Origin of the sequence: Nocardia acidivorans NBRC 108247, from assembly GCF_001625085.1 — a bacterium.
GTDB classification, from domain to species: Bacteria; Actinomycetota; Actinomycetes; order Mycobacteriales; family Mycobacteriaceae; genus Nocardia; species Nocardia acidivorans.
Window position 1 is genome coordinate 122,446 of record NZ_BDAW01000022.1, and the last position, 23,771, is coordinate 146,216.

23 protein-coding genes are annotated in these 23,771 nt (G+C 66.7%); 14 read left to right on the top strand and 9 right to left on the bottom strand.

The annotated features are described in order from the left end of the window. Nucleotides 1–99 precede the first annotated feature (99 nt). From NA10_RS13800 to NA10_RS13810, 3 genes are all read right to left on the bottom strand, one after another. On the bottom strand, nt 100–1,587 hold the full coding sequence (locus NA10_RS13800) for a gamma-aminobutyraldehyde dehydrogenase (protein ID WP_067568058.1): 1,488 nt from the start codon (nt 1,585–1,587) through the stop codon (nt 100–102). Between the two features lie 115 nt (nt 1,588–1,702). Continuing rightward, nucleotides 1,703–3,064, bottom strand: coding sequence for an aspartate aminotransferase family protein (locus NA10_RS13805; RefSeq protein WP_067568060.1), 1,362 nt, complete (start codon nt 3,062–3,064; stop codon nt 1,703–1,705). A gap of 12 nt (nt 3,065–3,076) precedes the next feature. Next, nucleotides 3,077–4,567 carry a CoA-acylating methylmalonate-semialdehyde dehydrogenase gene (locus tag NA10_RS13810; protein ID WP_067568062.1) on the bottom strand — a complete coding sequence of 497 codons (1,491 nt, stop codon included), beginning with the start codon at nt 4,565–4,567 and terminating at the stop codon, nt 3,077–3,079. A gap of 353 nt (nt 4,568–4,920) precedes the next feature. On the opposite strand from NA10_RS13810, the gene NA10_RS13815 reads away from it, so the two are divergent. Continuing rightward, nucleotides 4,921–6,516 carry a PucR family transcriptional regulator gene (locus NA10_RS13815; RefSeq protein ID WP_067568064.1) on the top strand — a complete coding sequence of 532 codons (1,596 nt, stop codon included), beginning with the start codon at nt 4,921–4,923 and terminating at the stop codon, nt 6,514–6,516. Nucleotides 6,517–7,027: 511 nt separating this feature from the next. Here the strand turns inward: NA10_RS13815 and NA10_RS13820 are convergent. Continuing rightward, nucleotides 7,028–7,870: an SCO6745 family protein gene (locus NA10_RS13820; RefSeq protein WP_067568066.1), complete on the bottom strand. Its 843-nt coding sequence runs from the start codon at nt 7,868–7,870 to the stop codon at nt 7,028–7,030. 213 nt (nt 7,871–8,083) lie between these two features. On the opposite strand from NA10_RS13820, the gene NA10_RS13825 reads away from it, so the two are divergent. From NA10_RS13825 to NA10_RS13845, 5 genes are all read left to right on the top strand, one after another. Then, on the top strand, nt 8,084–9,598 hold the full coding sequence (locus NA10_RS13825) for an APC family permease (protein ID WP_067568068.1): 1,515 nt from the start codon (nt 8,084–8,086) through the stop codon (nt 9,596–9,598). 15 nt (nt 9,599–9,613) lie between these two features. After that, a complete protein-coding gene (locus NA10_RS13830; RefSeq protein WP_067568070.1) occupies nt 9,614–11,005 on the top strand; it encodes a purine-cytosine permease family protein in 1,392 nt (463 codons plus the stop codon). A gap of 5 nt (nt 11,006–11,010) precedes the next feature. Further along, on the top strand, nt 11,011–11,460 hold the full coding sequence (locus NA10_RS13835; protein WP_373862370.1) for a nucleoside deaminase: 450 nt from the start codon (nt 11,011–11,013) through the stop codon (nt 11,458–11,460). Next, nucleotides 11,457–12,416 carry an isopenicillin N synthase family dioxygenase gene (locus NA10_RS13840; protein WP_067568074.1) on the top strand — a complete coding sequence of 320 codons (960 nt, stop codon included), beginning with the start codon at nt 11,457–11,459 and terminating at the stop codon, nt 12,414–12,416. The genes NA10_RS13835 and NA10_RS13840 overlap by 4 nt, the downstream gene beginning before the upstream one ends. 128 nt (nt 12,417–12,544) lie before the next feature. After that, complete coding sequence (locus tag NA10_RS13845) at nt 12,545–13,225, top strand: NADPH-dependent F420 reductase (RefSeq protein ID WP_067568076.1); 681 nt, start codon at nt 12,545–12,547, stop codon at nt 13,223–13,225. On the opposite strand, the gene NA10_RS13850 is transcribed toward NA10_RS13845, so the two are convergent. After that, nucleotides 13,222–13,701, bottom strand: coding sequence for a nuclear transport factor 2 family protein (locus NA10_RS13850; protein WP_067568131.1), 480 nt, complete (start codon nt 13,699–13,701; stop codon nt 13,222–13,224). The genes NA10_RS13845 and NA10_RS13850 overlap by 4 nt on opposite strands. A 164-nt stretch (nt 13,702–13,865) precedes the next feature. On the opposite strand from NA10_RS13850, the gene NA10_RS13855 reads away from it, so the two are divergent. Genes NA10_RS13855 through NA10_RS13865 form a run of 3 tightly spaced genes read left to right on the top strand, consistent with a single transcriptional unit; the run spans nt 13,866 to nt 15,787 of the window. Continuing rightward, the gene (locus NA10_RS13855) at nt 13,866–14,939 is read left to right on the top strand and encodes an NAD(P)H-dependent amine dehydrogenase family protein (RefSeq protein ID WP_067568078.1); all 1,074 of its coding nucleotides are present in this window, start codon (nt 13,866–13,868) and stop codon (nt 14,937–14,939) included. After that, nucleotides 14,936–15,427 (top strand): carboxymuconolactone decarboxylase family protein, encoded by a 492-nt coding sequence (locus NA10_RS13860; RefSeq protein ID WP_067568080.1) that lies wholly within the window; start codon nt 14,936–14,938, stop codon nt 15,425–15,427. Before NA10_RS13855 ends, NA10_RS13860 begins: the two co-directional genes overlap by 4 nt. A gap of 42 nt (nt 15,428–15,469) precedes the next feature. Continuing rightward, nucleotides 15,470–15,787 (top strand): thioesterase family protein, encoded by a 318-nt coding sequence (locus NA10_RS13865; protein ID WP_373862373.1) that lies wholly within the window; start codon nt 15,470–15,472, stop codon nt 15,785–15,787. Nucleotides 15,788–15,793: 6 nt separating this feature from the next. Here NA10_RS13865 and yaaA read toward each other — a convergent pair whose 3' ends face one another. Next, the gene (gene yaaA, locus NA10_RS13870; RefSeq protein WP_067568084.1) at nt 15,794–16,537 is read right to left on the bottom strand and encodes a peroxide stress protein YaaA; all 744 of its coding nucleotides are present in this window, start codon (nt 16,535–16,537) and stop codon (nt 15,794–15,796) included. A gap of 58 nt (nt 16,538–16,595) precedes the next feature. Here yaaA and NA10_RS13875 point away from each other — a divergent pair, with 58 nt between their 5' ends. After that, nucleotides 16,596–18,353: a proline--tRNA ligase gene (locus tag NA10_RS13875; RefSeq protein WP_067568086.1), complete on the top strand. Its 1,758-nt coding sequence runs from the start codon at nt 16,596–16,598 to the stop codon at nt 18,351–18,353. Between the two features lie 66 nt (nt 18,354–18,419). On the opposite strand, the gene NA10_RS13880 is transcribed toward NA10_RS13875, so the two are convergent. The 3 genes from NA10_RS13880 to NA10_RS13890 all read right to left on the bottom strand — a co-directional run bounded on the left by NA10_RS13880 (nt 18,420) and on the right by NA10_RS13890 (nt 20,947). Then, nucleotides 18,420–19,829, bottom strand: coding sequence for a three-helix bundle dimerization domain-containing protein (locus tag NA10_RS13880; protein WP_218021514.1), 1,410 nt, complete (start codon nt 19,827–19,829; stop codon nt 18,420–18,422). Between the two features lie 138 nt (nt 19,830–19,967). Further along, nucleotides 19,968–20,402 (bottom strand): ferritin-like domain-containing protein, encoded by a 435-nt coding sequence (locus NA10_RS13885; protein ID WP_067568088.1) that lies wholly within the window; start codon nt 20,400–20,402, stop codon nt 19,968–19,970. Then, on the bottom strand, nt 20,399–20,947 hold the full coding sequence (locus NA10_RS13890; RefSeq protein WP_245677196.1) for a hypothetical protein: 549 nt from the start codon (nt 20,945–20,947) through the stop codon (nt 20,399–20,401). Before NA10_RS13890 ends, NA10_RS13885 begins: the two co-directional genes overlap by 4 nt. Before the next feature lie 272 nt (nt 20,948–21,219). On the opposite strand from NA10_RS13890, the gene rimP reads away from it, so the two are divergent. From rimP to NA10_RS35560, 4 genes are all read left to right on the top strand, one after another. After that, the gene (rimP, locus tag NA10_RS13895; protein WP_067568137.1) at nt 21,220–21,891 is read left to right on the top strand and encodes a ribosome maturation factor RimP; all 672 of its coding nucleotides are present in this window, start codon (nt 21,220–21,222) and stop codon (nt 21,889–21,891) included. Continuing rightward, nucleotides 21,888–22,916: a transcription termination factor NusA gene (gene nusA / locus NA10_RS13900; RefSeq protein WP_067568090.1), complete on the top strand. Its 1,029-nt coding sequence runs from the start codon at nt 21,888–21,890 to the stop codon at nt 22,914–22,916. The genes rimP and nusA overlap by 4 nt, the downstream gene beginning before the upstream one ends. Nucleotides 22,917–23,030: 114 nt before the next feature. Beyond that, entirely contained in the window at nt 23,031–23,366 is a 336-nt protein-coding gene (locus NA10_RS35555; protein WP_084514613.1) for a YlxR family protein, read from the top strand. Between the two features lie 104 nt (nt 23,367–23,470). Further along, nucleotides 23,471–23,771, top strand: a 301-nt coding sequence (locus tag NA10_RS35560; protein ID WP_174562510.1) for a translation initiation factor IF-2 N-terminal domain-containing protein, incomplete at its 3' end; no start/stop codon positions are given.

Genomic DNA, 23,771 nt, shown 5'->3' on the forward strand with positions numbered 1-23,771 from the left:
GGCGGACACCGATGAGGCAGAGTCATCGGCGCCCACCCTCGCGGGCGACGAGCAGGTTGCCGCACTGCTCGTCGGGCTCTATTCGGTTGTCGAAGAGTGTTATTCGGCCGTGAAGATCACGTCGTGCCACGACTTGTGCGCGGCCCCGGTGATATCCGACATGACATGCTTGACATTGGTGTACTCGTCGAATGAGTACGTGGACATGTCTTTTCCGAAGCCGGAGGCCTTGTATCCGCCGTGCGGCATTTCGCTGATGATCGGAATGTGGTCGTTGATCCACACGCATCCGGCCTGGATCTCCCGGCCGGCGCGCTGCGTGCGATACACATTGGTGGACCAGGCCGACGCCGCCAGACCGTAGGCGGTGTCATTGGCGAGTGCGATCGCCTCGTCATCGGTGTCGAATGGCAATACCACCAGCACCGGTCCGAAGACCTCGTTCTGCACGATCTCCGAATCCTGTGCGACGCCGGTGATCAAAGTCGGCTCGAAATAGGAGCCGCCGCGCGCGGTGTGCTCGGGAATTCTTCCTCCGCGCACTATTTTCGCGCCGTAGTCGCGCGCCCGTTCGACCATGCCGATCACCTTGTCGCGATGTGCGAGTGAAATCAGCGGCCCCATATCGGTTTCCGGATCATCGACCGGACCCAATGTCACCTGATCCATGAGTTCGGCTACGCGCGAGACGAATTCGTCGAACAGCGGCCGCTGCACATAGGCGCGTGTGGCCGCGGTGCAATCCTGGCCGACATTGATCAGCGAACCCGCAACCGCACCGCGCGCCGCGGCCTCCAGATCGGCATCGTCGAACACCACGAACGGCGCTTTACCGCCGAGTTCGAGATGCACCCGCTTCACCGAACCGGCCGCGGTGGCGGCGACCTGGCGTCCCACCACGGTGGACCCGGTGAACGACACCATGGCCACCTCGCGATGCTCCACCAGCGCCTGACCCGCGACCGGACCGACGCCGGTGAGCACATTGATCACGCCCGCGGGCACGCCCGCCTCGGTCGCGATCTCCGCGAACAGCAGCGAAGTCAGCGGGGTCAGCTCGGACGGCTTGAGCACAATGGTGTTTCCGGCCGCGACAGCGGGCAGGATCTTCCAGGCCGCCATCTGCAGCGGATAGTTCCACGGTGAGATCGAGCCGATGACGCCGAGCGGTTCGCGGCGAATCGAGGAGGTGTGGTCGGCGGAGTACTCCCCCGATGCCTTGCCCTCCAGATTGCGCGCCGCGCCCGCGAAGAAGGCGGTGTTGTCGATGGTGCCGGGCACGTCGAAGTCGGTCGCGAGCCGAATCGGCTTGCCCGCATTGCGACTCTCGACGGCGGCCAGCTCATCCGCGCGCTCGCGCAGCAGTTGCGCCCAGCGGTGCATGATGTCCGAGCGTTCGCCCGGGGTCATTCCCGACCAGATCGGAAACGCCGTGCGGGCCGCGGCGACCGCGGCCTCCGCATCGGCGATGCTCGCGCTCGCACCGGAGGCGATGACCTCACCGGTGGCGGGCGCGGTGATGGACAGCGGCTCACCCGACCCGGGGCGGCGGACGCCGCCGATGAATTGCAGTTCTTGCGTACTCACTGCTCTCCTAGCTTGTGTCGGTGTTCACCGTAGAGACACCGTATGTTCGCTGTGTTACCGGGGGTTTGCCAGCGGCCCGTGCACCGTCCGCACAGGCCGCTATAGCGAACAGCTACTACAAATGCGAATCCGCGACCGTGAGCGCCTGATCCAGAATCGTCAGACCCTCCTTGGCCTCGGCCTCGGAGATATTGCACGGCGGGACGACGTGCAGGCGGTTGAAGTTGACGAACAGCAGCAGCCCCGCGGCCTTGGCCGCGGCGACCGTCTCGGCCATGGCCGGGCTGGTGCCGCCGTAGGGTGCGAGCGGTTCGCGGGTCGCGCGATCGCTGACCAGTTCCAGCGCCCAGAAGACGCCCAGGCCGCGAACCTCGCCGATGCTGGGATGCCGTTCGGCCAATTCGCGCAGTGCGGGACCGAGGACGTGCGCACCCATCTGCGCGGCGTTCTCGACAATGCCCTCATCGGTCATGGCATTGATGGTCGCGACGGCGGCCGCGGTGGCCAGCGGATGCCCGGAGTAGGTGAGACCACCCGGGTAGGCGCGATCATCGAAGGTGGCCGCGATATGCGGCGCGATCGCGACGCCGCCGAGCGGCACATAACCGGAATTGACGCCCTTGGCGAAGGTGATCAGATCCGGTACGACATCGAAATGCTCGATGGCGAACCACTTTCCGGTGCGCCCGAAGCCCGCCATCACCTCATCGGCGATGAACACGATGCCGTACTTGTCGCAGATCTCCCGCACACCGGCCAGGTATCCCGCAGGGGGAACCATGATTCCGGCGGTTCCGGGAACGGACTCCAGCACGATGGCGGCAATGGTCGCCGGACCCTCGAACAGGATGGTCTGCTCGAGATGCTGGAGCGCGCGCTGCGACTCCTCCGCCTCGGTGCTCGCGTGGAACTGCGAACGGTAGAGGAACGGTCCGAAGAAGTGGCCGATCCCGCTGTTGCCGTGGTCATTCGGCCAGCGGCGCGGGTCGCCGGTCAGATTGATCGCGGTCTCGGTGCCGCCGTGATAGGAGCGGTACCGTGAGAGCACCTTGTAGCGCCCGGTGTGCAGGCGTGCCATCCGCACGGCGTGCTCGACGGCATCCGCGCCGCCGTTGGTGAAGAAGATCCGATTCAGCTCACCCGGGGTGCGCTCGGCAATGAGACGAGCCGCCTCCGAACGCGCGTCATTCACGTGCTGCGGCGCGATGGTGCACAGCTTGGCGGCCTGATCCTGAATGGCCGCAACGACTTTCGGATGCTGATGGCCGATATTGGTGTTCACCAGCTGCGAGGAGAAATCCAGCAGCCGGTTGCCGTCGCCGTCCCACACATACGAGCCCTGGGTCGCCGACACCGTCATCGGCTTCAGCTGCGCCTGCGCGGACCACGAGTGGAAGACGTGCTTGCGGTCGAGTTCGTAAGCGCGCGTGGCCTGTTCGCGCGCCTGCTCGGGCGTCAAACCATTGGGAAGAGTCATCACGGTTCCTCCTCAGCTGTTCTGCGGGAAGCCGAGATTCAGCCCGCCGTGGCTCGGATCGAGCCAGCGCGAGGTGACGGCCTTGGTGCGGGTGAAGAAGTGCACGCCGTCGATGCCGTGCGCATGTGAATCGCCGAAGAGCGAGTTCTTCCAGCCACCGAAACTGTAGTACGCCATGGGGACCGGGATCGGGACGTTGATGCCGACCATGCCGACCTCGACCTCGTTATGGAAGCGCCGGGCCGCGCCGCCGTCATTGGTGAAGATGGCGGTGCCGTTGCCGTACTGGTTCGCATTGATCAGGGCCAGTGCCTCGTCATAGGTTTCGACGCGTACGACCGAGAGCACCGGCCCGAAGATCTCATCGGTGTAGACGCTCATCTCGGTGGTGACATTGTCGAGAATGGTCGGGCCGAGCCAGAAGCCGTTCTCGCCGCCATCGGCCCGCACGGTGCGGCCGTCGAGCACGACGGTGGCTCCGGCGGCTTCGCCCGCGGCGACATACGAGGCGACCTTGTCGCGGTGCGCCTCGGTGACCAGCGGGCCCATATCCGCACCGGTGGTGCCGTCGCCGGTGCGAATGGTCTTGGCGCGCTCGGCGATTCGAGCCACCAGATCATCGGCGATGGGGCCGACCGCGACCAGCGCGCTGATGGCCATGCACCGCTCACCGGCGGAGCCGAAGCCCGCGTTCACCGCGGCGTCGGCGGCCAGATCCAGATCGGCGTCGGGCAGCACCACCATATGGTTCTTCGCGCCGCCCAGGGCCTGCACGCGCTTACCGTGCGCGGTGCCGCGCTCGTACACGTACCTGGCGATCGGGGTGGAGCCGACGAACGAAACCGCCTTGATGGCGGGGTTTTCCAGCAGTTCGTCCACGGCGACCTTGTCGCCCTGCACGACATTGAACACGCCCGGGGGCAGTCCGGCCTCTTCCCAGAGCGCCGCGATCCACAGCGCCGCCGACGGATCCTTCTCCGAAGGCTTGAGCACCACGGTATTTCCGGCGGCGATGGCGACCGGGAAGAACCACATGGGCACCATGGCCGGGAAGTTGAACGGCGAGATGACCGCGACCGGGCCCAGCGGCTGGCGGATGGAGAAGATGTCCACCTTGGTGGAGGCGTTCTCGGTGTAACCGCCCTTGAGCAGATGCGGAATGCCACAGGCGAATTCGACGACCTCGAGGCCGCGGGTGACCTCGCCCAGTGCGTCCGAGAGCACCTTGCCGTGCTCGGAGGTGATGATGGCGGCCATCTCCTGCTTGCGCTCATTGAGCAGCTCGCGGAAGCGGAACAGCACCTGGGTGCGCTTGGCGAGGGAGGCGTCGCGCCAGGCCGGGAAGGCGGCCGCGGCGGCGTCGACGACCGTGCGCACGTCGGCGACATTGGCGAGCGCGACCTGTCCGGTCACCACGCCGGTCGCCGGATTGGTCACGGGCGCGGTGGCCTCGCTGGTGCCGGCAAACGGCTTGCCGTCGAGCCAGTGTGCGATGGTCTGCATATCTCCTCGATTCATGGAAGTTCTCGGGGTACCGCGGTGGCGATGTCTTGCCCGGTATTCGGAGCCGCCCGCCACATCCGCATCGCCGGTTTCCTCTCGGCATATGGAGATGGGCCCGACCCCCGTCACCGGCATGACGGGAATCGGGCCGCGGCGGCGGGCGTGGGCGGAACCGTTGCCCACGGCTACCGGTGGTCGCGGCGGCGGATGCGCGGATCCGGATGCCGTTCCTGCCGGTGTCGGACGGTCGTGGGGCGGGACTGCGGTGGCCCGAGTCCTACTCTGCCCCATCCCGACCCCGCTGCACCCCGACACTTTGTACGCTCTCGAGGTTCGCGTATTACGATTCGTCGGTGCTTCTCTCCGTAGCTGATGTCCTGGCGATTCCGGTGGTGCGCGCGGGGCAGCCGGAAGTCGTCGGCGGCGGGTCGCTGGACCGGCCGGTGCGCTGGGTGCACGTCAGCGAACTGTCCGATGTCGCGAAACTCCTGGTCGGCCGGGAATTGATCCTCACCACCGGGCAGGCGCTCTCCGGCGGCGATGCCGCCACCGTCGAGTATCTGGAATCCCTTGCCGCCGCGGGTGTCTCAGGACTGGTCGTCGAACTCGGCACCTATGTGAAGGAACTGTCGCCGATCGTGGCACAGACCGCCGACCGGCTGAACCTGCCCGTCGTCGTCCTCGCCCGGGTGGTGCGCTTCGTCGAGGTCACCGAGGCGGTGCACCGCGTCATCGTGGCGGATCAGTACGCCGAGCTGGAGTTCGCGCGCACCGTGCACGAAACCTTCACCTCGCTGAGCGTGCGCCGCGCCTCCCTCGCCGAAATCGTCAAGACCGCCGCGGGAATGCTCGACGCCTCCGTGGTGCTGGAGGATCTGACGCATCGCGTACTCGCCTCCACCGCCCGGCACACCGCCACCTCGACCCTGCTCGAACATTGGGAAACCACCTCGCGCCTGCTGCCCGACCACGACGCGAACGTGGTCCCCGTCGGCCCGCACACCCAGCGCTGGGGCCGACTCATCCTGCGCTCCAGCCGAGTTCCCAATGCCCGCGCCCGCATGGTCCTCGAGCGCGCCGCGCAAACCCTGACCCTGCACCGCATGGTCGAGCGCGACCGCTTCGGCCTGCATCGCCAGGCTCAGACCGGCTTCATCGACGATATGATCACCGGCCGCCTCAGCGACGAACGCGATGCGGTCGCCCTCGCCGCGACCCTCGGCCTTGCCCGCCGTTCCCGCTACATCCCCCTGGCCATCGATGTCGCGGCCCCCGTCGAATCCGATCCGGTGGCCCAACAGCGCCGCACCGCCGCGATTCTCGACGCCGCCATGCACGGCGTCGGCCTGGCCCGCGTCACCGCCCTGGCCGCCCCCGACCATGGCAACCGGGTGAACATGATCCTGGCCCTGTCCCGCACCGGCGACCTGGACGGCACCCTCACCGTCGTCTGCAACGGCATGCTCGGCGAAATCCGCCGAGTCTCCGGCGTCGAGCGCGCGGTGGTCGGCGTGGGCGCGGAGTCGGACTCCCTCCTGGACACCGCCCGCGAACTGGCCCAGGCCGCCCACGTCGCGGAAGTGGCTCTGGCCCTGAGTTCCTCATCCACCCGCCCCTACTACCGCAGCGGCGACGTCCGCCTCCGCGGCCTCCTGTCGCTCATCCGCGACGAGCCCGGCGTCCAGCGCTTCGCCGAAACCGAACTCAGCGCCCTCCTCCGCCACGACATCCGCCAAGCCACCGACCTCACCCGCACCCTCCGCCAATTCCTCGACCTGGCAGGCAACAAAACCGAACTCGCCAAACGCCTCAACATCTCCCGCCCCACCCTCTACGACCGCCTCTCCCGCATAGAACGCATCCTCGACGTAGACCTGGACGACGGCGAAACCCGAACCTCCCTGCACACCGCCCTCCTGATCCGCGACCTCACCATCCCCAGCGCATAGCACGACCGCAGAGGCCAAGACCTGAAAGACCAAGACCCAAAAGAGACAAAGGCAAAAGACGCCGGGACGAGAAAAGAACAAGACAAAAGAGACAAAACCAAAGCTTCCGATGTCTGTTTTGCCCGGTCCTCTGATGTGCATGCATCCACGCTGGCAAATGTCGAGAAGGTCCCTGCGTGAGTACATGCACGTCGGTCAAAACCCCGAGTGGGGACACTTTTCGGCGGTGGTGAGGGCGCTGGAACGGGAGTTCCCACCCATACCGCCCCACCTCGAAACGCAACCACAGCCGGTCGACCCCGCTGGTTCGGTGCGATGTATTCCCAAGCCCGGGAGCTCAATCCGGGTACGGCTCCCAACTCGGCCCCGGTGCCTGGTCTTTCTGCCGGCCGTGCGATGCACCAGCCGTCGCGAATCGACCGAGACATGGGTCGGCCACGATTTCTCCCCGCGAAACCAGGGCAAACCTGGGCGATCACGGTGCTGGGCAGTTCATTTCGCACTACCGGGGTCAGGCCGGGTCAGCGCCCATCGGGTTGGGGTAGGGGACCGCGCCACTCCCGGCCACCGATTTGGCGATGGGCGTGAGCGCGGTCAGGGCCTCGGCGATGCCGGGAACATCGGCATAGGCGGTCATGGCGAGGGCGTCGGTGCGCGATTCGATATGCGCCCGCAGGTCGCGACCATTGTCGGCCAATGCGCCGTCGGCGAGCAGCCCCCGGGATTCGAGGCGTTCTTGCGCTGCGGCCCAATCGGATTCGCTCCAGCCGCGATTGGCCTGCCACATGGCCGGGGCGGACCCGGTGACCGCCGCGAACAGGACATGCGCCTCGCAGCCGTCGATGCCCTCGGCGAGCAGGCAGGCGATATGCCCGTCACCGCGGTGCTCACGCAGAGCGGTGGCCGCCTGCCACAGCGCCTCGACCGGATCGGCCGGTGTCGGCAGGTCGCGGTTGGCGGCGAAGAGCGGCCGTCCCGGGGCGGGTGCGGCGTCGATCGCGGCCTGAAGCGCGGGAAGCGCGGTGGCGGCCACTGTTTCGATATCGGGTGCGATGGTGCGCAGCACCGAGGCGGCGGCGGTGCGCCGCGCCTCCAGCACGGCCGCCGGACTGGCGAAGGTCCAGGCGTCCGGGAGTGCGCGGCGAATCATCGACGGATGGAAGTTGTAGAAGGTCGCCTCGACCAGATTCGGCCCGGCGGCCCCGAGCGGGGCCGACCGCGCGCCGAAGTAGCCCATCCAGAATCCGCGCAGGCCGACGGCCTTATGCGCCGCGACACACGCCGGGCTGAAGTACGTCACGGCGTGCAGGGGCTCGAGTACTCGCCACATCGCGCGGGCGAAACCAGTGTCCATGGCAGCACCCTACCGCCTGAATTCAGTTGACTGAAGCCAGAAGTGGGCGCCGACGTTCTGTAAATTCGCTACGCCGTGGGGGCGTCGATCGTAAGAAAAGTGGCCTGGGTCACACAATTGATTTCTGCTGGTAACGCGGTTTCATATCCAGGCAACACATTCCTACGCACAATCCTCACAGGCCGCAGGACTGGCCTGGATGAGGAGCTCTACATGGAACCGAGTGCGACGACCGTACTTTCGGGGGGAACCGAAACACCTGAGTCGAACGTGTCGAGACTCAAGCCGAATGTCATCGGTTTGCTGGGCGTGGTGTTCATGGCGATCGCCACCGCCGCACCGATCACCGCCATGACCGGCAACGTCCCGTTCATGATGTCGTCGGGCAGTGGAATAGGCACGCCCGCGGCGTTTCTCATAGCCATGGTCGTGCTCGGCATCTTCTCCGTCGGCTTCACGACCATGTCCAAGCACATCACCGCCACCGGCGCGTTCTACGGCTTCATCTCGTTCGGCCTGGGCCGCACCGCCGGTTTGGCGGCGGGTCTGCTCGCGGCCTTCGCGTACATGGTGTTCGAGCCGTCGCTGATCGGCATCTTCTCCTACTTCGCGCACAACACCGTCTCCGATCAGATCGGCGTGGATGTGCCGTGGTGGATCTTCGCGGTGATCATGTTGGCCATCAATGCGGTCGGCACCTGGTTCGGTGTCGCGGTGGCCGAGCGCCTACTGGTGGTCCTGCTCGCCACCGAGGTGACGGTGCTGAGCATCATGGCCGTGTCGGTGCTGTTCCACGGCGGCGGTCCGGAGGGGATCTCGCTCGCGCCGATCAACCCGGTCAACGCCTTCCACGGCGCGTCCGCGGGCCTGGGTCTGTTCTTCGCGTTCTGGTCGTGGGTCGGCTTCGAATCCACCGCCATGTACGGCGAGGAATCCAAGGATCCCAAGCGAATCATCCCGCGCGCCACCATGATCGCAGTCCTCGGCGTCGGCGCGTTCTACGTCTTCGTCTCCTGGATGGCCATCTCCGGCAGCGGTGCGGGCAAGGCGATGGAACTCGCCGGTTCGGACAATCCGATGGACGTGTTCTTCGGGCCCACCGAAACCTATGTCGGGCACTGGGCGGTCAGCACCATGCAGTGGCTGATGATCACCGGATCGCTCGCCTGCGGTATGGCGTTCCACAACTGCGCGGCCCGCTACCTGTACGCCCTCGGGCGCGAGGGCGCGATTCCCGGACTGAAGAACACCATCGGGCGCACACATCCCAAGCACGGCTCACCGCATATCGCGGGTCTGGTGCAGACCGGGATCGCCGCCGTGCTGGTGCTCGCGTTCGGACTCGCGGGCAAGGATCCGTACTCGGGTCTGTACACCCTGCTCGCGGTGCTCGGCACCATGGCGATTCTGATCGTGCAGGCCGTCTGCTCCTTCGCGGTGATGGCGTACTTCCGCAGCAACCATCCCGAGACCCGGCACTGGTTCAAGACCTTCCTGGCCCCGCTCATCGGCGGTGTCGCCATGCTCGGCGTGGTGGTGCTGCTGGTGGTCAATATGGGTACCGCGGCGGGCTCGGAAGCGGGATCGTTGGTGCTGAAGGCGACCCCGTACCTGGTGGGTCTGGTCATTCTGCTCGGCCTCGGTTACGCGACGTATCTGCAGCGCAAGCATCCCGACCGGTACATGCTGCTGGGCCGCACCGTGCTCGAAGAGACTCGCGAGCGGTAGAGATAGGACACGACAGTGGCACTGACCGATGAGTCCCAGGCCGCCTACGGCGACCGCGTCATAGCCGTCGAACCCGGCGGTGACGATTTCATCCCCGACAGCGCACGCCATGGCACACCGCGAAAACTGTTCTGGACGTGGATGTCTCCGAATATGGAGTTCGCGACCATCTTCGTCGGCGTGCTCGCGGTGACCGTGTACGGGATGAACTTCTGGCAGGCGAGCCTGGGGCTCGCGGTCGGCGTCGGCCTCGGAGCCGTCGCGCACTATCTGCTGTCGGCGCGCGGACCATTGCACGGCGTACCGCAGATGGTGTTGGGCCGCTTGGGATTCGGCTATCGCGGCAATGCGCTGCCCGCCGGATTCATGGCCGTCATGTGCGGGGTGGGCTGGTTCGCCACCAACAGCGTGAGCGGGGCCTTCGCCCTGAACTCGCTGACCGGTATGCCGAAACTGCTGTCGCTCATCGTGATCGTGCTGGCGCAGACCGCGTTCGCGTTCTTCGGTCACAATCTGGTGCAGGCCTTCGAGCGAATCGCCTTCCCGCTCTTGGCGATCGTGTTCGCCATCGTCACCGTGGTCATCTTCGGCAAGGCTGATCTGGGTGCGGCCGTACCGGCCGGGGGCGTGGGCGGTATCGGCGGTTTCCTGCTGACCGTCGGCACCGCCTTCGGTTACGCGGCGGGCTGGAATCCCTACGCGGCGGACTACTCGCGCTATCTGCCGTCCTCGGTCTCCAAGACCGCGACCGGACTCTATGCCTCGGCGGGATTGTTCATCTCCTGTGTCTGGCTCACCGTGGTCGGGGCCGCGTCGGCGACCGTGGCGACCACCGTCGAGGGCAGCCCCACCGATGTCTTCACCGCGAATCTTCCCGCGGTGCTCGCGAAGTTGACGCTGCTGGCCATCGCAGTCGGCGCGGTGGCGGCCAATGCGTTGAATGTGTATTCGGGCGCAATGGCTTTCGTCACCATGGGCTTCAAACTGCCGGTGCGCACCCAGCGCGCCTTGGTCTCGGCGGCCTTCGGCCTGGTCGGCTTCCTGGTCGCCTGGTGGGCGCTGCCCGACGCGGCCGCCAGCTACGAGGCATTCCTGTTGATCGTCGCCTACTGGATCGGCCCGTGGCTGGGCATCGTCTTCGCCGACGAATATCTGCGGCGCGGACAGCGCATCGACCAACTGCTCTACGACCGCTCGTACACCAATCGGGGTGGGGTGGCGGCCTTCCTGATCGGACTGGTGGTCTCGGTGCTGCTGTTCTCCAATCAGGCCGAATTCGTCGGCTATGTGGCCCGGCAGCTCCCCGAACTCGGCGATATCACCTTCTTCGTCGGCTTCCTGATCTCCGGCGCGGGCTATCTACTGCTCAACCGTGCCAGGATTTCTCAGGCGGCGGTGGCAGCATGATCGATATGATCAACGCGAAAGATCTGCTGGTCACCGCGTACGACGAGGCGCGACTCGGACTCGCCGAGGGCGGTATCCCGATCGGGGCGGCGCTCTTCGACGCCGACGGCAACCTGCTGGGCCGCGGCCACAACCGCCGCGTACAGGCCGCAGATCCGAGCCTGCACGCCGAGACCGACGCCTTCCGCAATGCGGGCCGCCGCCGCGATTATCGCGACACCATCATGGTGACCACGCTCTCGCCCTGCTGGTATTGCAGCGGTCTGGTGCGCCAGTTCAATATCGGCGCGGTCATCGTCGGCGAGGCGAAGACCTTCCACGGCGGCCACGAATGGCTTGCCGAACACGGGGTTTCGATCATCGTGCTGGACGATCCGGGCTGTATCGAGATGATGGAGAAGTTCATCGCCGAACGCCCGGAACTCTGGAACGAGGACATCGGAGTGGCCGAATGAACGCCATCGCCACCGTCGATCTGGACCGCTGGCGCGCCGGTGGTGACGCGGCGGCCCGGGCGCTGCGCGAGGTCGACGCGGGCATGCAGCGCGCCGGATTCCTGCTTGTACGCGGACACGGTGTGCCGCAAGGACTTCCGGCCGACCTCCGCGCGGCCGCGCGCCGCTTCTTCGCACTGCCCGCCGAGGTGAAGCAGCGCTACGCCACCGTCGTCGGCGGGCGCGGCTGGATCGGCCCGGGAATGGAGGCCAACGGCTACGCCGAGGGCACCGAGACCCCGCCCGATCTCAAGGAGACCTTCGCCGTCGGCGCGGACACCCGCACCGGCGACGCCCGGGTAGACGACGTCTGGTTCCTCGACAATGTCTGGCCGGACGAGGTGACCGAACTGCGTGCGCTGTTCACCACCTACACCGATGCCATGCGTGTGCTCTCGGACGAACTGCTGGCGCTGTTCGCCGCCGCACTCGACCTGCCGCACAACCCTTTTCAAGGGCTGGCGAGCCGGCCCACCTGGACCTGCAATATCAACTGGTATCCGCCCCTGACCCACGTCGGCGCACCCGAACCCGGGCAATTCCGCATTGGCCCGCATACCGACTTCGGCACCGTCACCGTGCTCGATCGCGAACCCGGCGCGGGCGGGCTACAGGTGTACACCGAGGAGGGCGGCTGGGCGGACGCACCCTACGATCCCACCGCCCTCACCGTGAATATCGGTGACCTGCTGGCACATTGGAGCGGACAGCGCTGGCCCGCCGGGCGGCACCGCGTGCTGCCGCCGCAGGCCACCGCGCCCGATGAGGATCTGGTGTCGCTCATCTACTTCTACGAACTCGATCATGACGCGCGGGTGACACCGCTGGAACCGCCGATCGGCCGGATCGGCGGTCTGGCACCGGTGGTGTCCGCCGACTTCCTGCGCACTCGACTCGACGCCATCACCCTCGGCTGAGACCACCTGGCGGGTTCCCGTGGCCGTCGGAACATACGGCGGCCGCGGGAACGAACCGGGATCGCGCCCCCGGGCCGGGGCCTTGTCCTGCGGGAACATCTGCGAGGTGATCGCGGTTGGCACGGTTCATGACAACTCTGGGACTGATCGGTAGCGGCAATATCGGCGGCACGCTGGCACGACTTGCCGTGGCCGCGGGAATAGATGTGGTGCTGAGCAATTCCCGGGGGCCGGAATCGCTGGCCGAATTGGTCGGGGAACTGGGGGAGCGGGCCCGGGCCGGGACTCCCGAGGAGGCCGCGGCGGCCGGTGACATCGTCGTGGTGACGGTGCCGTTCAAGGCCTATCGCGAGGTACCGGCCGACGCGCTGGTCGGCAAGGTCGTCATCGATACCAACAACTACTATCCCGAACGCGATGGCGAGTTCCCGGATCTGGAAGCGGGCACCACCACCAGTAGTGAACTGCTGCAACGGCATCTGCCGCGTGCACGGGTGGTGAAGGCGTTCAACAACATCTACTTCAAGCATCTCGCGGTGCTGGGCCGGCCTGCGGACGCCCCGGATCGCTCGGCGCTGCCGATCGCGGGCGATGATTCCGAGGCGAAAGTCGCTGCCGCACAACTGATCAGCGCATTGGGCTTCGATACCGTCGATATCGGCGGTGCGAGCGACAGCTGGCGCACGCAGCCCGGAACGCCGGTCTACGGTCCGCCTTACGCGGTGTCGGAGCCGTTCTGGGAGAGCGAGGCCAAGCCCGGTGACGCCGAGACGGTGCGCAAGGCGGTCGAGGCCGCCGAACGGGGTTAACCCGCGGTACTCGGTGCCCAGGCGTTGGCGGTGATCTCGAAACCGGGCAGCGCCTCGGGTGCCATCTTGGCTTCGAAGATGCGTTTGTAGCCGGTGCTGGAAATCCGCCATACGCCGTCTTCGAGGCGATAGGTGTCGTTGTAGTAGGCGGCGCCGCGAATCAGGAAGTTATACTCCGGCGCTATCACTGTGTCCTCCAGTAGCCAAGAGCCGGAAGCGGTTTCGCCATCCACCTCGATCTCCGGGTGGGTGGCCACGTGCACGGTGATGATATTGCCGCTCAGGGCGGTGCGCATATAGTCGGCGACCGCGTCCCGGCCGGTGAATTCGAGCGGTTGACCGCCCGAGGGGGAGCCGTACGAGGCGACGATGTCCTTGCTGAGCGTATCGGCGAAGTCATCCCACAGTTTGAGATCAAGGGTGCGTAGGTAGCGGTGCTTGAGCGCTCGGATCTGCTCCATTGCAATCGAATCCATGATGAATTTGAACACAGGTGCGGCGGTCTCGCGACGGGGAATCCGGCAGACCGGACACTCGTCAGGACTCGTGTCGCGGTGAGTGGGATCGGACTTGTGTGGATTGGGACAAATAGGTCTTCGAATCCGCTTCCTACCTACCAAGCGGTTGCTAGGCTCCCGTCATGATTTCCACCCTGGTCTGGGGCACCGGCAATGTCGGCCGGGCCGCGATTCGCGCCGTCGCCGCGCACCCCGCGCTGAAACTGACCGGGGTACTGGTGCACAACCCGGACAAGGTGGGCCGCGACGCGGGCGAACTCGCCGGACTGGAGACCGAACTCGGCGTGGCCGCGACCGATGATCTCGCCGCCGCACTGGCCGCCGGACCGCAGGCCGTCGTCTACGCCGCCTCCGGCGATATCCGTCCCGACGACGCGCTCGCCGATATCCTCCAGGCCATTCGCGCCGGAGCCGTCGTGGTCACGCCCGCGCTGTACCCGCTCTACGACCAGCGGAACGCGCCGGTCGAGATGCGCGACGCCGTGCTGAAAGCCATTGCGGAGGGCGGTGGTTCGCTGTTCGTCTCCGGGATCGACCCGGGCTGGGGCAATGATGTGCTGCCGCTGCTCATGAGCGGGCTCGGGCACACCGTCGATGTGGTGCGCTGCCAGGAGATCTTCGACTACGCCACGTATGACCAGCCCGATTCGGTGCGCTACCTGGTCGGTATGGGCCAGCCCATGGACTACGACCCGCCGATGCTGATGGCCTCGGTGCCGACCATGGTGTGGGGCGGGCAGATTCGGCTCATCGCGCGCGGGCTCGGCGTCGAGGTCGAGGAGATTCGCGAGGTGGTGCACCGGCGCGAACTGGAGACCACCGTCAGCACCGATCTGATGGGCGATTTCGAGGCAGGGACGCAGGGCGCGGTGCGCTTCGAGGTGCAGGGCATCATCGACGGCCGCCCGCGCATCGTCATCGAACACGTCACCCGCATCCATGCCTGCTGCGCCACCGACTGGCCCATGCCGCCCAGTGGTGCGGGCGCACACCGCGTCATCATCGAGGGCCGCCCGAATATCGAGGTCACCATTCAGGCCACCGATGAGGACGGCAATCACTCCGCGGGCGGAAACGCCACCGCCGTAGGCAGATTGGTGGGCGCGATCGACTGGCTCGCCACCGCCGAACCCGGGCTCTACGACGCCCTCGACATCCCCCTGCGCCCCGGCACTCTCGGAAGGAACCAGCCGTGATCATAGACATTCCCGAAGGCAAGGACCCCATCGGTTACGTATGGGGCGAAATGGTCCCCGGCATCGGGACCGCCGCCGCCGCGTTCTCCCTTGCGGTGTATTCGCACACCACCCTGGGGCTGCGTGAATTCGAGGCCGCCCGCCTGCGCATCGCGCAGATCAACGGCTGCCTCTTCTGCCTGGACTGGCGCACCGATCGCCATGGCGAGAAGGTCGAGGAGTCCTTCGAACAGGACGTAACCAACTGGCGCACAACGGAGAACTTCGACGACCGCACCCGCCTGGCCGCCGAATACGCCGAACGCTACGCGCAGGACCACCACAACCTCGACGACGAGTTCTGGGCCCGCATGTTCGCCCACTACTCCCAGACCGAGGTGGTCGAACTCTCCATGTGCCTGGGCTCCTGGCTCGCCTTCGGCCGCCTGAACCACGTCCTGGGCCTGGACGCGGTCTGCGTACTCCCGAGTCACGCTGCCGGACAGTAGAACCCGGCCTCCGGTGTTGTCCGAGGTTGGCGGAGAACACCCCTGGACTCAGCCGAGTCCCACCGGGAACGCCCCCGATGGCGATCCGGTTCACATCGTGCTCCCAGCCCACTCGAACGCACCCTCGCCGCCGCCGGCCCCGGCAATGGCATCAGCGCCGTATTGGATTGGGATCGTTACCTTTTCATCAACACCGACCTGACGGTGACCCTGCATCGCGAACCGGTCGGGGAGTGGGTGTGCCCGGACGCGATCACCTATCCCGAACGCACGGGCGTCGGCCTCGCCGAATCGCGGATGTTCGACGAGAAGGGCCCGATCGGGCGCGGCACCCGGACGCTGTTCCTCGGCCCGCGCTGAGCGGAATCAGGTGAGCACGAGAAGTTCGGTGGGGGAGGCGATTTCGCAGCGAAGGCCGAATTTCTCGGCTGCGCGGGCGAGGCCGTTGATGTCGGTGGGTTCGGTGCGGGACAGGACCAGGGCTCGGGCCAGCAGGCCCTTGTGGTGTTTGTTGAAGTGGCTCACCACGGTGCGGGTGCCGTCGGGGCGTTCGGTGAGGACGGCGGCGGTGATGGCGCCGGGGATGCGGCCCAGGTTCTGGTAGACGCCGGAGCGCAGGTCGACGGTGAGGTGGCCGTCGGTTTCCTCCCGGAGGGCCGCGGGCAGGGCCTGCTTCCAGAGTGCTTGCAGCGTAGGCAGTCCGGGGAGTTTGGAGCCGCCGGAGAGGCGATAGGCCGGGATCGGGTCGCCCGCGCGGACCACGCCGAACAGGGCCGAGCCGATCGCGAGGCGGGCATCGGCCTTGGCGCGCTGTGCCTTGGTGAAGCCGGGGGCGTCCAAGGCGTCGTAGAGGACGCCGGTGTAGCGGTCCAGCGCGGGGCGGGTCGGCGAGGTGCGCAGTGCGGCATTGCGCGCGATCTCCGCGTCAGCCCCCTTACCCAATCCCAGCGCGGTGCGCGAAGCGTCCGGATCGCCGGACAATTCGATCAACTGGGTGACCAGCTTGTCGCGCACCGCCGTGAGCTGCGGCATCGCAAGGGCATCCAGGTCGAGGGGACGGCCCGAACCGCCGTCGGACTTGGTTTCGGAGGGAGGCAGCAGCACCAGCACGAGCCAACACGGTAATGCCTTGTGAGCATCGGCGGAGCAGCGGCTATCGTGTGGACCCGTGATCACCCGCCTCTCCCACCTCTTCCTGCGCACCCTGCGCGACGATCCCGCCGACGCCGAGGTGCCCAGCCACAAGCTGCTGGTCCGCGCCGGATACGTGCGGCGCATCGCCCCGGGGGTGTACTCGTGGCTGCCGCTCGGCCTGCGCACCCTGCGCAAGATCGAGAATGTCGTCCGCGAGGAGATGGACGCCATCGGCGCCCAGGAGATCTCACTGCCGGCCCTGCTGCCGCGCGAACCGTATGAGACCACCAACCGGTGGACCGAATACGGCGACGCGCTGTTCCGGCTCAAGGATCGCAAGGGACAGGACTACCTGCTCGGCCCCACCCACGAGGAGCTCTTCGCGCTGACCGTGAAGGCCGAGTACAACTCGTACAAGGATCTGCCGGTCACGCTGTACCAGATCCAGAACAAGTACCGCGACGAAGGCCGTCCGCGCGCGGGCATCCTGCGCGGGCGCGAATTCATCATGAAGGATTCGTACTCCTTCGACCTCGACGAGGACGGGCTGAAGAAGAGCTACAACGCGCACCGCGAGGCATACCAGAAGATCTTCGAGCGCTTGGGCGTGTCGTACGTGATCGTGGCCGCCACCTCCGGCGCCATGGGCGGATCGGCCTCCGAGGAGTTCCTGGCGGACAGCCCCGTCGGCGAGGACACCTACGTCATCTGCCGCGAATCCGGTTATGCCGCAAACGTGGAGGCCGTGATCACCGCCGCCCCGCCGGAGATCCCCCTGGCGGGTCTGGCCGAGGCCGTCGTGCACGACACCCCCGGCACCCCCACCATCGCCTCCCTGGTCGACTGGGCCAATGGCGCGGGCATCGCCGAGCAGTTCGGCCGCCCCGTCACCGCCGCCGACACCTTGAAGAACGTGCTCGTCAAGCTGCGCTACCCGGACGGCAAGACCGAGATCCTCGGCGTCGGCGTCCCCGGCGACCGCGAGGTCGACGAGAAGCGCCTGGGCGCCTCGGTCGAACCCGCCGAGGTCGAGCTTCTCGACGACGCCGATTTCAAGGCCAACCCGTTCCTGGTGAAGGGTTACATCGGCCCGAAGGCCCTGCTGGCCAACGGCGTTCGCTACCTCGTCGACCCGCGCGTGGTGTCGGGCACCGCCTGGATCACCGGTGCGGACGAGCCCGGTAAGCACTACGTCGGCCTGGTCGCCGGTCGCGACTTCATCGCCGACGGCACCATCGAGGCCGCCGAGGTCCGCGACGGCGATCCCTCGCCAGACGGCCGCGGCGTGCTCGAGGCCGCCCGCGGTATCGAGATCGGCCACATCTTCCAGCTCGGCCAGAAGTACACCGACTCCTTCGAAGTCGACGTCCTGGGCGAGAACGGCAAGCCGGTCCGCCTCACCATGGGCTCGTACGGTGTCGGCGTCTCCCGCATGGTGGCGGTCATCGCCGAGCAGATGCACGACGACAAGGGCCTGCGCTGGCCCCGGTCGGTAGCACCCTACGACGTCCACGTGGTCATCGCCAACAAGGACGACGCGGCTCGTGAAGGCGCGGAACAGGTTGTGGCGGAACTGAACTCGGCCGGACTCGATGTCCTCTTCGACGACCGCAAGGCCTCCCCGGGCGTCAAGTTCAAGGATGCCGAGCTGCTGGGCATGCCCCTGGTCGTCGTCATCGGTCGCGGCTGGTCCGAAGGCACGCTGGAGCTGCGCGACCGCTTCACCGGCGAGAGCGAAGAACTCCCCGCCGAGACCGCCGTGGCCTCGATCATCGCCAGGGTGCGCGGCTGATACCGGCCCACAGCACTTTTCGAGCCGCGCACCGGAGACGGTGCGCGGCTCGATACGCTGTGGCGACTAGTTGAACGCCCTGGCCACGCCGTCCAGGAGATGTTCGAGGGTGTCGTAGCTGGGTGGGTCCACCACATCGATCAGGTTGGGCACCACCGGAACCCGGTGTTCGGTGGTCACCTTGGTGAACAGGCTCGCATCGGTGGGGCGGAAGCCGTGTTCCGCGGCCAGGCGCTGCAACTCGGGGTCGGTGGAGAGCAGTTTGCCGAGGGTGTCGCCCTTGTCGTTCAGCGGCACCACGGTGTGCTGGGAGATGACCGTGGGGGACGGATACATCAGCACCATATCCGGCTTCAGCCGGGTGTTCGCCGCGGCCTCCACGAACTGGGATTCGTAGATCCACACCATGGGCGCCTGGCCGATACCGCTGGCCAGATACTCCTTGAACGGGCCGTCGGTGCTGCTCTCGGTGAAGCCCTGACGGGTGAAGAGGCGCGAAATGCGGGATACCGCATAGTCTTCGGCCCTACCGCCGCGCACGATGGTGTTGTCATTGGCCACGTACGACGTCACCGCCAGGTACATGGCGGCGGAGTTGGAGGTCTTCGGGTCGGTGGTGCCGACCAGCACGTTCTTCCGCACCGGGTAGGTGGTGTTGCCCTCCAACTGGTCCCACTGCACGCCCTTCTCGGCCAGCGCCAGATACTTCTCGACATCGAAAGTCGGTGTCGGACCGGGCTTGACGACACCCGCCGCGGTCAGCAGATCCACGATCGGCGCGAAGGTGGCGATCGCCATGGGGGAGGAGAACGGCGTGTACTTGCCGCTCACCCCCACCTTCCGCTGAATCCGTTCCGCCGCAGCGGAACTGGATGGGAAGGCGAAGTCGTACCGGCCCAGGTCCACCGAATCGGCGATCTGACGGGATCCGGCCGGATCCACCTCCACCTTGATCCCGTGCTTCGCCAGGGCGTCGGCGACCTTCGGATCATCGAAGAACGCCGCCTTCTCCGACCCCACCACGCCCCGCATGGCGGTCAACCCGGCCGGAGCCGCGGCAACGGGCTCCGAATCCGACCCCCGCACGGCGATGACGGTCACGACACCGACCACGGCCACCACGGCCGCCGCCGCACCCACCAGTGCGGTTCGGCGGCTCACCCCCAGCCGATCCAAGGTGTCGAAAAGGTGACCACCGGCCGAATTCGAATTGTCCCCCACGGGAATTGATTGCGAATTAACCGTATTCGCTTCTTCGGCAATATTTTCCAGGTCGCCCGGAGTCAGCTCCCGCCGCACAATCCGTTCGATCAGGATGGGAATGAAATCGCGCACCTTATGCCCGTCGAACCGCTGCCGGACTGCCCCCACCACAGCCTCGACCCGCTCCGCCGAATACTCCTCGCCGTACCGATCTACCAGGCGATTCGTCAACTCGCGCAGTGCTTTTTCTTCCCGGGCAGCATCAACCGCCACAGTATCTCCTCGACTCACACCGGAATTGAATTGCGCGGCAGAAAGTTCGCGCCAAGCCGCGTCCGGCCAACCTTACCGCCATCCCCGTGAACGGGAATCGCGAAGGCGTGCGTCACAATTCGAGCGAGTATCGCCCGATCAGGATTGCCCGGGGAAGGGGGCCGTCGCGGGATTGTTGCCGAGGATGGTGTTCCAGGTGGCTTCGCGGAGAGCGGATTCGGTGAGGGCGTCCAGGGCCGTGCGGCGGATCTCGGGGGTGTCCGCGCGTTCCAGCGCCGAGTGCCACGCGGCGGCGGTATCGGATTCCACGGTCACCGCCAGCTTCGCGGCGGGGATGGGGTCGTCGACGGTGAAGGGGACGGTGTAGGCCGCGGCGGGCGCGGGGACGGTCGCGCCGAGAGCCTTCAGGGTGTCGATGGTGGCATCGCGCCGGGCGCGATGGGCCGCGGTGCATTCGGAGACGTACTTGTCGCGGTCGTTATTGGCGTACGCGGCGATGACGCCGTAGGCGTAGACAGCGGCGTACTCGGCGCTCAGGGCATCGGTGAGCGCCTGCTGATCGGGGAGGGTCATGCGAGCAGGACTCCCGCCTGGGTGGCGCACGCGGCGCTGATCGAGCCGAGCAGACCCGCGCGGTAACCCGACAGTTGGGTGGCCAGCTCACCGGCCGAGCGCTGGGCCTGAGACAGGCTGGCGCGCAACTGGGTTACCGACGGCGGCGGCACCGGCACGGTGGGGGTGGGCGGGGCGACGCGCTTGCTGGGCACCGTGCCGTCCCCGTAAGTGCCTATGGCGCGGTCGATTTCGGCGCGCAGCGCATCGGCGTGCGCGCCGCGCTGGGTCGCGATGGTCTGCAACGCACCCGCCTTGTCCGGATTGGTGGCGATGGCGGCCTGCGCCGACACCGCATCGGTGCGCGCCGACTCCTCCTGTGCGAGCAGGGGATCCGGCAACTCCGGCGCGTGCTCCCGCGTACAGGCGCTCAGCGCGCCGACCGCGGCGACGGCCAGCACCCCACCGCCGGCGAGGCGCAGCACGGCACGGCGGTCCACTGGGAAACCGGGGGGCTCGGGCAATTGCGTGACACCGGCCATACGGCCGCTCAGACTGCTGGGCACGGATACATGGTGCCAGCCATTCGAGCGCACTCCCGCCGCCAGGGCCGTCGGATAGGCTGTGATCTCGATCGATACGTTGCCGGCACGGGCGCGTCGGCAGCGAACACGCCGTCGTCCGGTAGCGCCGACCATGCCGAAGTCGTGAACATCGGCTGGTCCTTTACACTCTTTCCGCGCGTTACGCTAGACCTCCGGTGCGCAAATTCACCGGAAACTCGAGCCAGACCGCCCGACAACTCAATCCGTCACAACTGAACCAGGAGCCGCCCCACATGCCGATGCCGACCGAGGAAAGGGTGAGCCAGCTAGTAGCTGGGCTCGTCGAACGCCGGGGATTCGACCTCGAAGGCGTTTCGATTTCGGCCGCCGGTACGGCGCATGCCAAGGTGAAGGTGACGGTCGACAGCGACGAAGCGGCCCCACTGAACGCCGTCGCCGATCTGAGTTCGGAGATCTCGGAAATCCTCGACGAGGCAGGCGACTTCGGCGAGACCCCGTATCTGCTGGAGGTCACCACCCCCGGCATCGATCGGCCCCTGACCGAACTACGTCACTGGCGGCGCGCCCGGGGCCGCAAGGTGAAGGTCACGCTCCGCTCCGGCGCGCAATCGCCGGAGGAGAAGGCCAAACCCCGTTTCGAGGCGCGCGTGGGCGTCGCGACCGAGGAGCAGGTGGCGCTGGTCCTGGGTGGCAAGCGGAATCCGCACCGGGTGACCGTGCCGCTGGCCGATATCGAGTTCGCCGTGGTCCAGGTGGAGTTCTCCCCGCCGGGAGCCGCCGAACTCGAGCTGGCCGGGGGAGTACCGCCGGGACGTCCGCAGCCCGGTGCGCAGGAGCTACCCGAGACCGATGAAGTCGATGAAGTCGATGAAGAAGACGAAGTCGAAGCAGTAGAAGACGAAGCAGCAGTATCCGATTCACCGACCGAAGGGATCGTGGAATGAACATCGAAATCGAAGCCTTGCGCGCGATTGTCGCCGACAAGGGGATCTCGATGGAGACCGTGATCTCCGCGATCGAGTCCGCGTTGCTCACCGCCTACCGGCACACCGAGGGCCATCAGCCCAACGCCCGCATCGACATCAACCAGAAGACCGGTGTCGTGCGCGTCATGGCCCGCGAGGTCGACGCCGACGGCAACATGATCTCCGAATGGGACGACACCCCCGAGGGTTTCGGCCGCATCGCCGCCACCACCGCCCGCCAGGTCGTACTGCAACGGCTGCGTGACGCCGAGAACGAGAAATCGTTCGGCGACTTCGCGACCCACGAGGGCGATATCGTCGGCGGCGTCGTACAGCGCGATGCCCGGATGAACGCCCGCGGCACCATCGTTGTCCGGATCGGCAGCGAGGCGCACGGCGCGGAGGGCGTCATCCCGCCCGCCGAGCAGGTGCCCGGCGAAACCTACGAGCACGGCGATCGCATCAAGTGCTACGTGGTCGGCGTCTCGCGCGGCCCCCGCGGCCCGCAGATCACCCTGTCGCGCACGCACCCCAACCTGGTGCGCCGCCTGTTCGCGCTCGAGGTCCCCGAAATCGCGGACGGTTCGGTCGAGATCGTGGCCGTGGCCCGCGAGGCCGGGCACCGCTCCAAGATCGCGGTCCGCTCCACGGTTCCGGGCGTGAACGCCAAGGGCGCGTGCATCGGCCCGATGGGTCAGCGCGTGCGCAATGTGATGAGCGAACTGGCCGGCGAGAAGATCGACATCATCGATTTCGCCGACGATCCGGCCACCTTCGTCGGGAATGCGCTGTCCCCGTCGAAAGTTGTATCGGTCACCATCGTCGACCCGGACGCGCGTGCCGCGCGCGTCGTGGTGCCGGACTTCCAGCTCTCCCTCGCCATCGGCAAAGAGGGCCAGAACGCCCGTCTCGCCGCCCGTCTGACGGGCTGGCGCATCGACATTCGCAGTGATGCGACGCCTGATGTGGCGGGTTCGGTGCGCTCGGAAGCACACCGGAGCTGAATCGGGGTTGATGCGCCGGAGCCCTCCGGCCCGGTCGGTCCCGAGATTTGTGAAACAGACCCCTTGGATGACAGCTTGGTAACTTCCAAGGGGTACGGATGCGGAGATCGGGACATGTCAGCGGTAGAGTGGACGCAGGCTCAGCGCGAGTCCTCGGTTTCTTTGCGCGCTGCACGGGTGAAATCAAGATCAGAACCCATGCGGACCTGCATCGGATGCCGCGAACGCGAGCTGACCGTCGAACTGCTGCGGGTCGTGGCACAGGAAACTGTGGTCGTTCCCGATACGCGGCACAGACTGCCCGGAAGGGGTGCCTGGTTGCACCCCACTTCGTCTTGTCTGAGCAATGCGGTTCGGCGCCGAGCATTCGGCAGAGCACTACGAGTGTCCGGACATCTGGATATCTCAGCCCTGGAGCATTACGTAGAGAACAGGCACGAGCACTCATGAGCACACCGTGAAGCACCAGCGATGATCGGCCATCGGAAATAATCTGAGGTCGTGCGGGCCATCCCACAAGGGTTGCCGCGCTCGACCTCTCAGTGAGGAGAGCAGTGGCAGGCAAGGCCCGCGTGCACGAGTTGGCGAAAGAACTCGGTGTCACTAGCAAGGAACTACTCGCAAGGCTCAAGGAGCAGGGCGAGTTCGTGAAATCCGCGTCGTCGACGGTGGAAGCCCCCGTCGCACGTCGTCTGCGTGAGTCGTTCACCCCCAAGAGCGCGAACGGCTCCGCCAAGTCGGCATCCAAGCCCGCCCCGACCGGCGATTCGCCGCGTCCGGCAGGCCCCAAGCCGACCCCCGGCGCTTCCTCGGGACCGCGTCCCGGCGCCCCCCGTCCGTCCGCTCCGGCTCCGG

Excerpts from the sequence above, each read along its gene's own strand:
- NA10_RS13805 (WP_067568060.1), bottom strand. The coding sequence starts at position 3,064 with ATGACTCTTCCCAATGGTTTGACGCCCGAGCAGGCGCGCGAACAGGCC.
- NA10_RS13810 (WP_067568062.1), bottom strand. The coding sequence starts at position 4,567 with ATGCAGACCATCGCACACTGGCTCGACGGCAAGCCGTTTGCCGGCACC.
- NA10_RS13820 (WP_067568066.1), bottom strand. The coding sequence starts at position 7,870 with ATGGACACTGGTTTCGCCCGCGCGATGTGGCGAGTACTCGAGCCCCTG.
- NA10_RS13825 (WP_067568068.1), top strand. The coding sequence starts at position 8,084 with ATGGAACCGAGTGCGACGACCGTACTTTCGGGGGGAACCGAAACACCT.
- NA10_RS13835 (WP_373862370.1), top strand. The coding sequence starts at position 11,011 with ATGATCAACGCGAAAGATCTGCTGGTCACCGCGTACGACGAGGCGCGA.
- NA10_RS13840 (WP_067568074.1), top strand. The coding sequence starts at position 11,457 with ATGAACGCCATCGCCACCGTCGATCTGGACCGCTGGCGCGCCGGTGGT.
- NA10_RS13845 (WP_067568076.1), top strand. The coding sequence starts at position 12,545 with ATGACAACTCTGGGACTGATCGGTAGCGGCAATATCGGCGGCACGCTG.
- NA10_RS13850 (WP_067568131.1), bottom strand. The coding sequence starts at position 13,701 with ATGGATTCGATTGCAATGGAGCAGATCCGAGCGCTCAAGCACCGCTAC.
- NA10_RS13855 (WP_067568078.1), top strand. The coding sequence starts at position 13,866 with ATGATTTCCACCCTGGTCTGGGGCACCGGCAATGTCGGCCGGGCCGCG.
- NA10_RS13885 (WP_067568088.1), bottom strand. The coding sequence starts at position 20,402 with ATGACCCTCCCCGATCAGCAGGCGCTCACCGATGCCCTGAGCGCCGAG.
- rimP (WP_067568137.1), top strand. The coding sequence starts at position 21,220 with ATGCCGATGCCGACCGAGGAAAGGGTGAGCCAGCTAGTAGCTGGGCTC.
- nusA (WP_067568090.1), top strand. The coding sequence starts at position 21,888 with ATGAACATCGAAATCGAAGCCTTGCGCGCGATTGTCGCCGACAAGGGG.
- NA10_RS35555 (WP_084514613.1), top strand. The coding sequence starts at position 23,031 with ATGTCAGCGGTAGAGTGGACGCAGGCTCAGCGCGAGTCCTCGGTTTCT.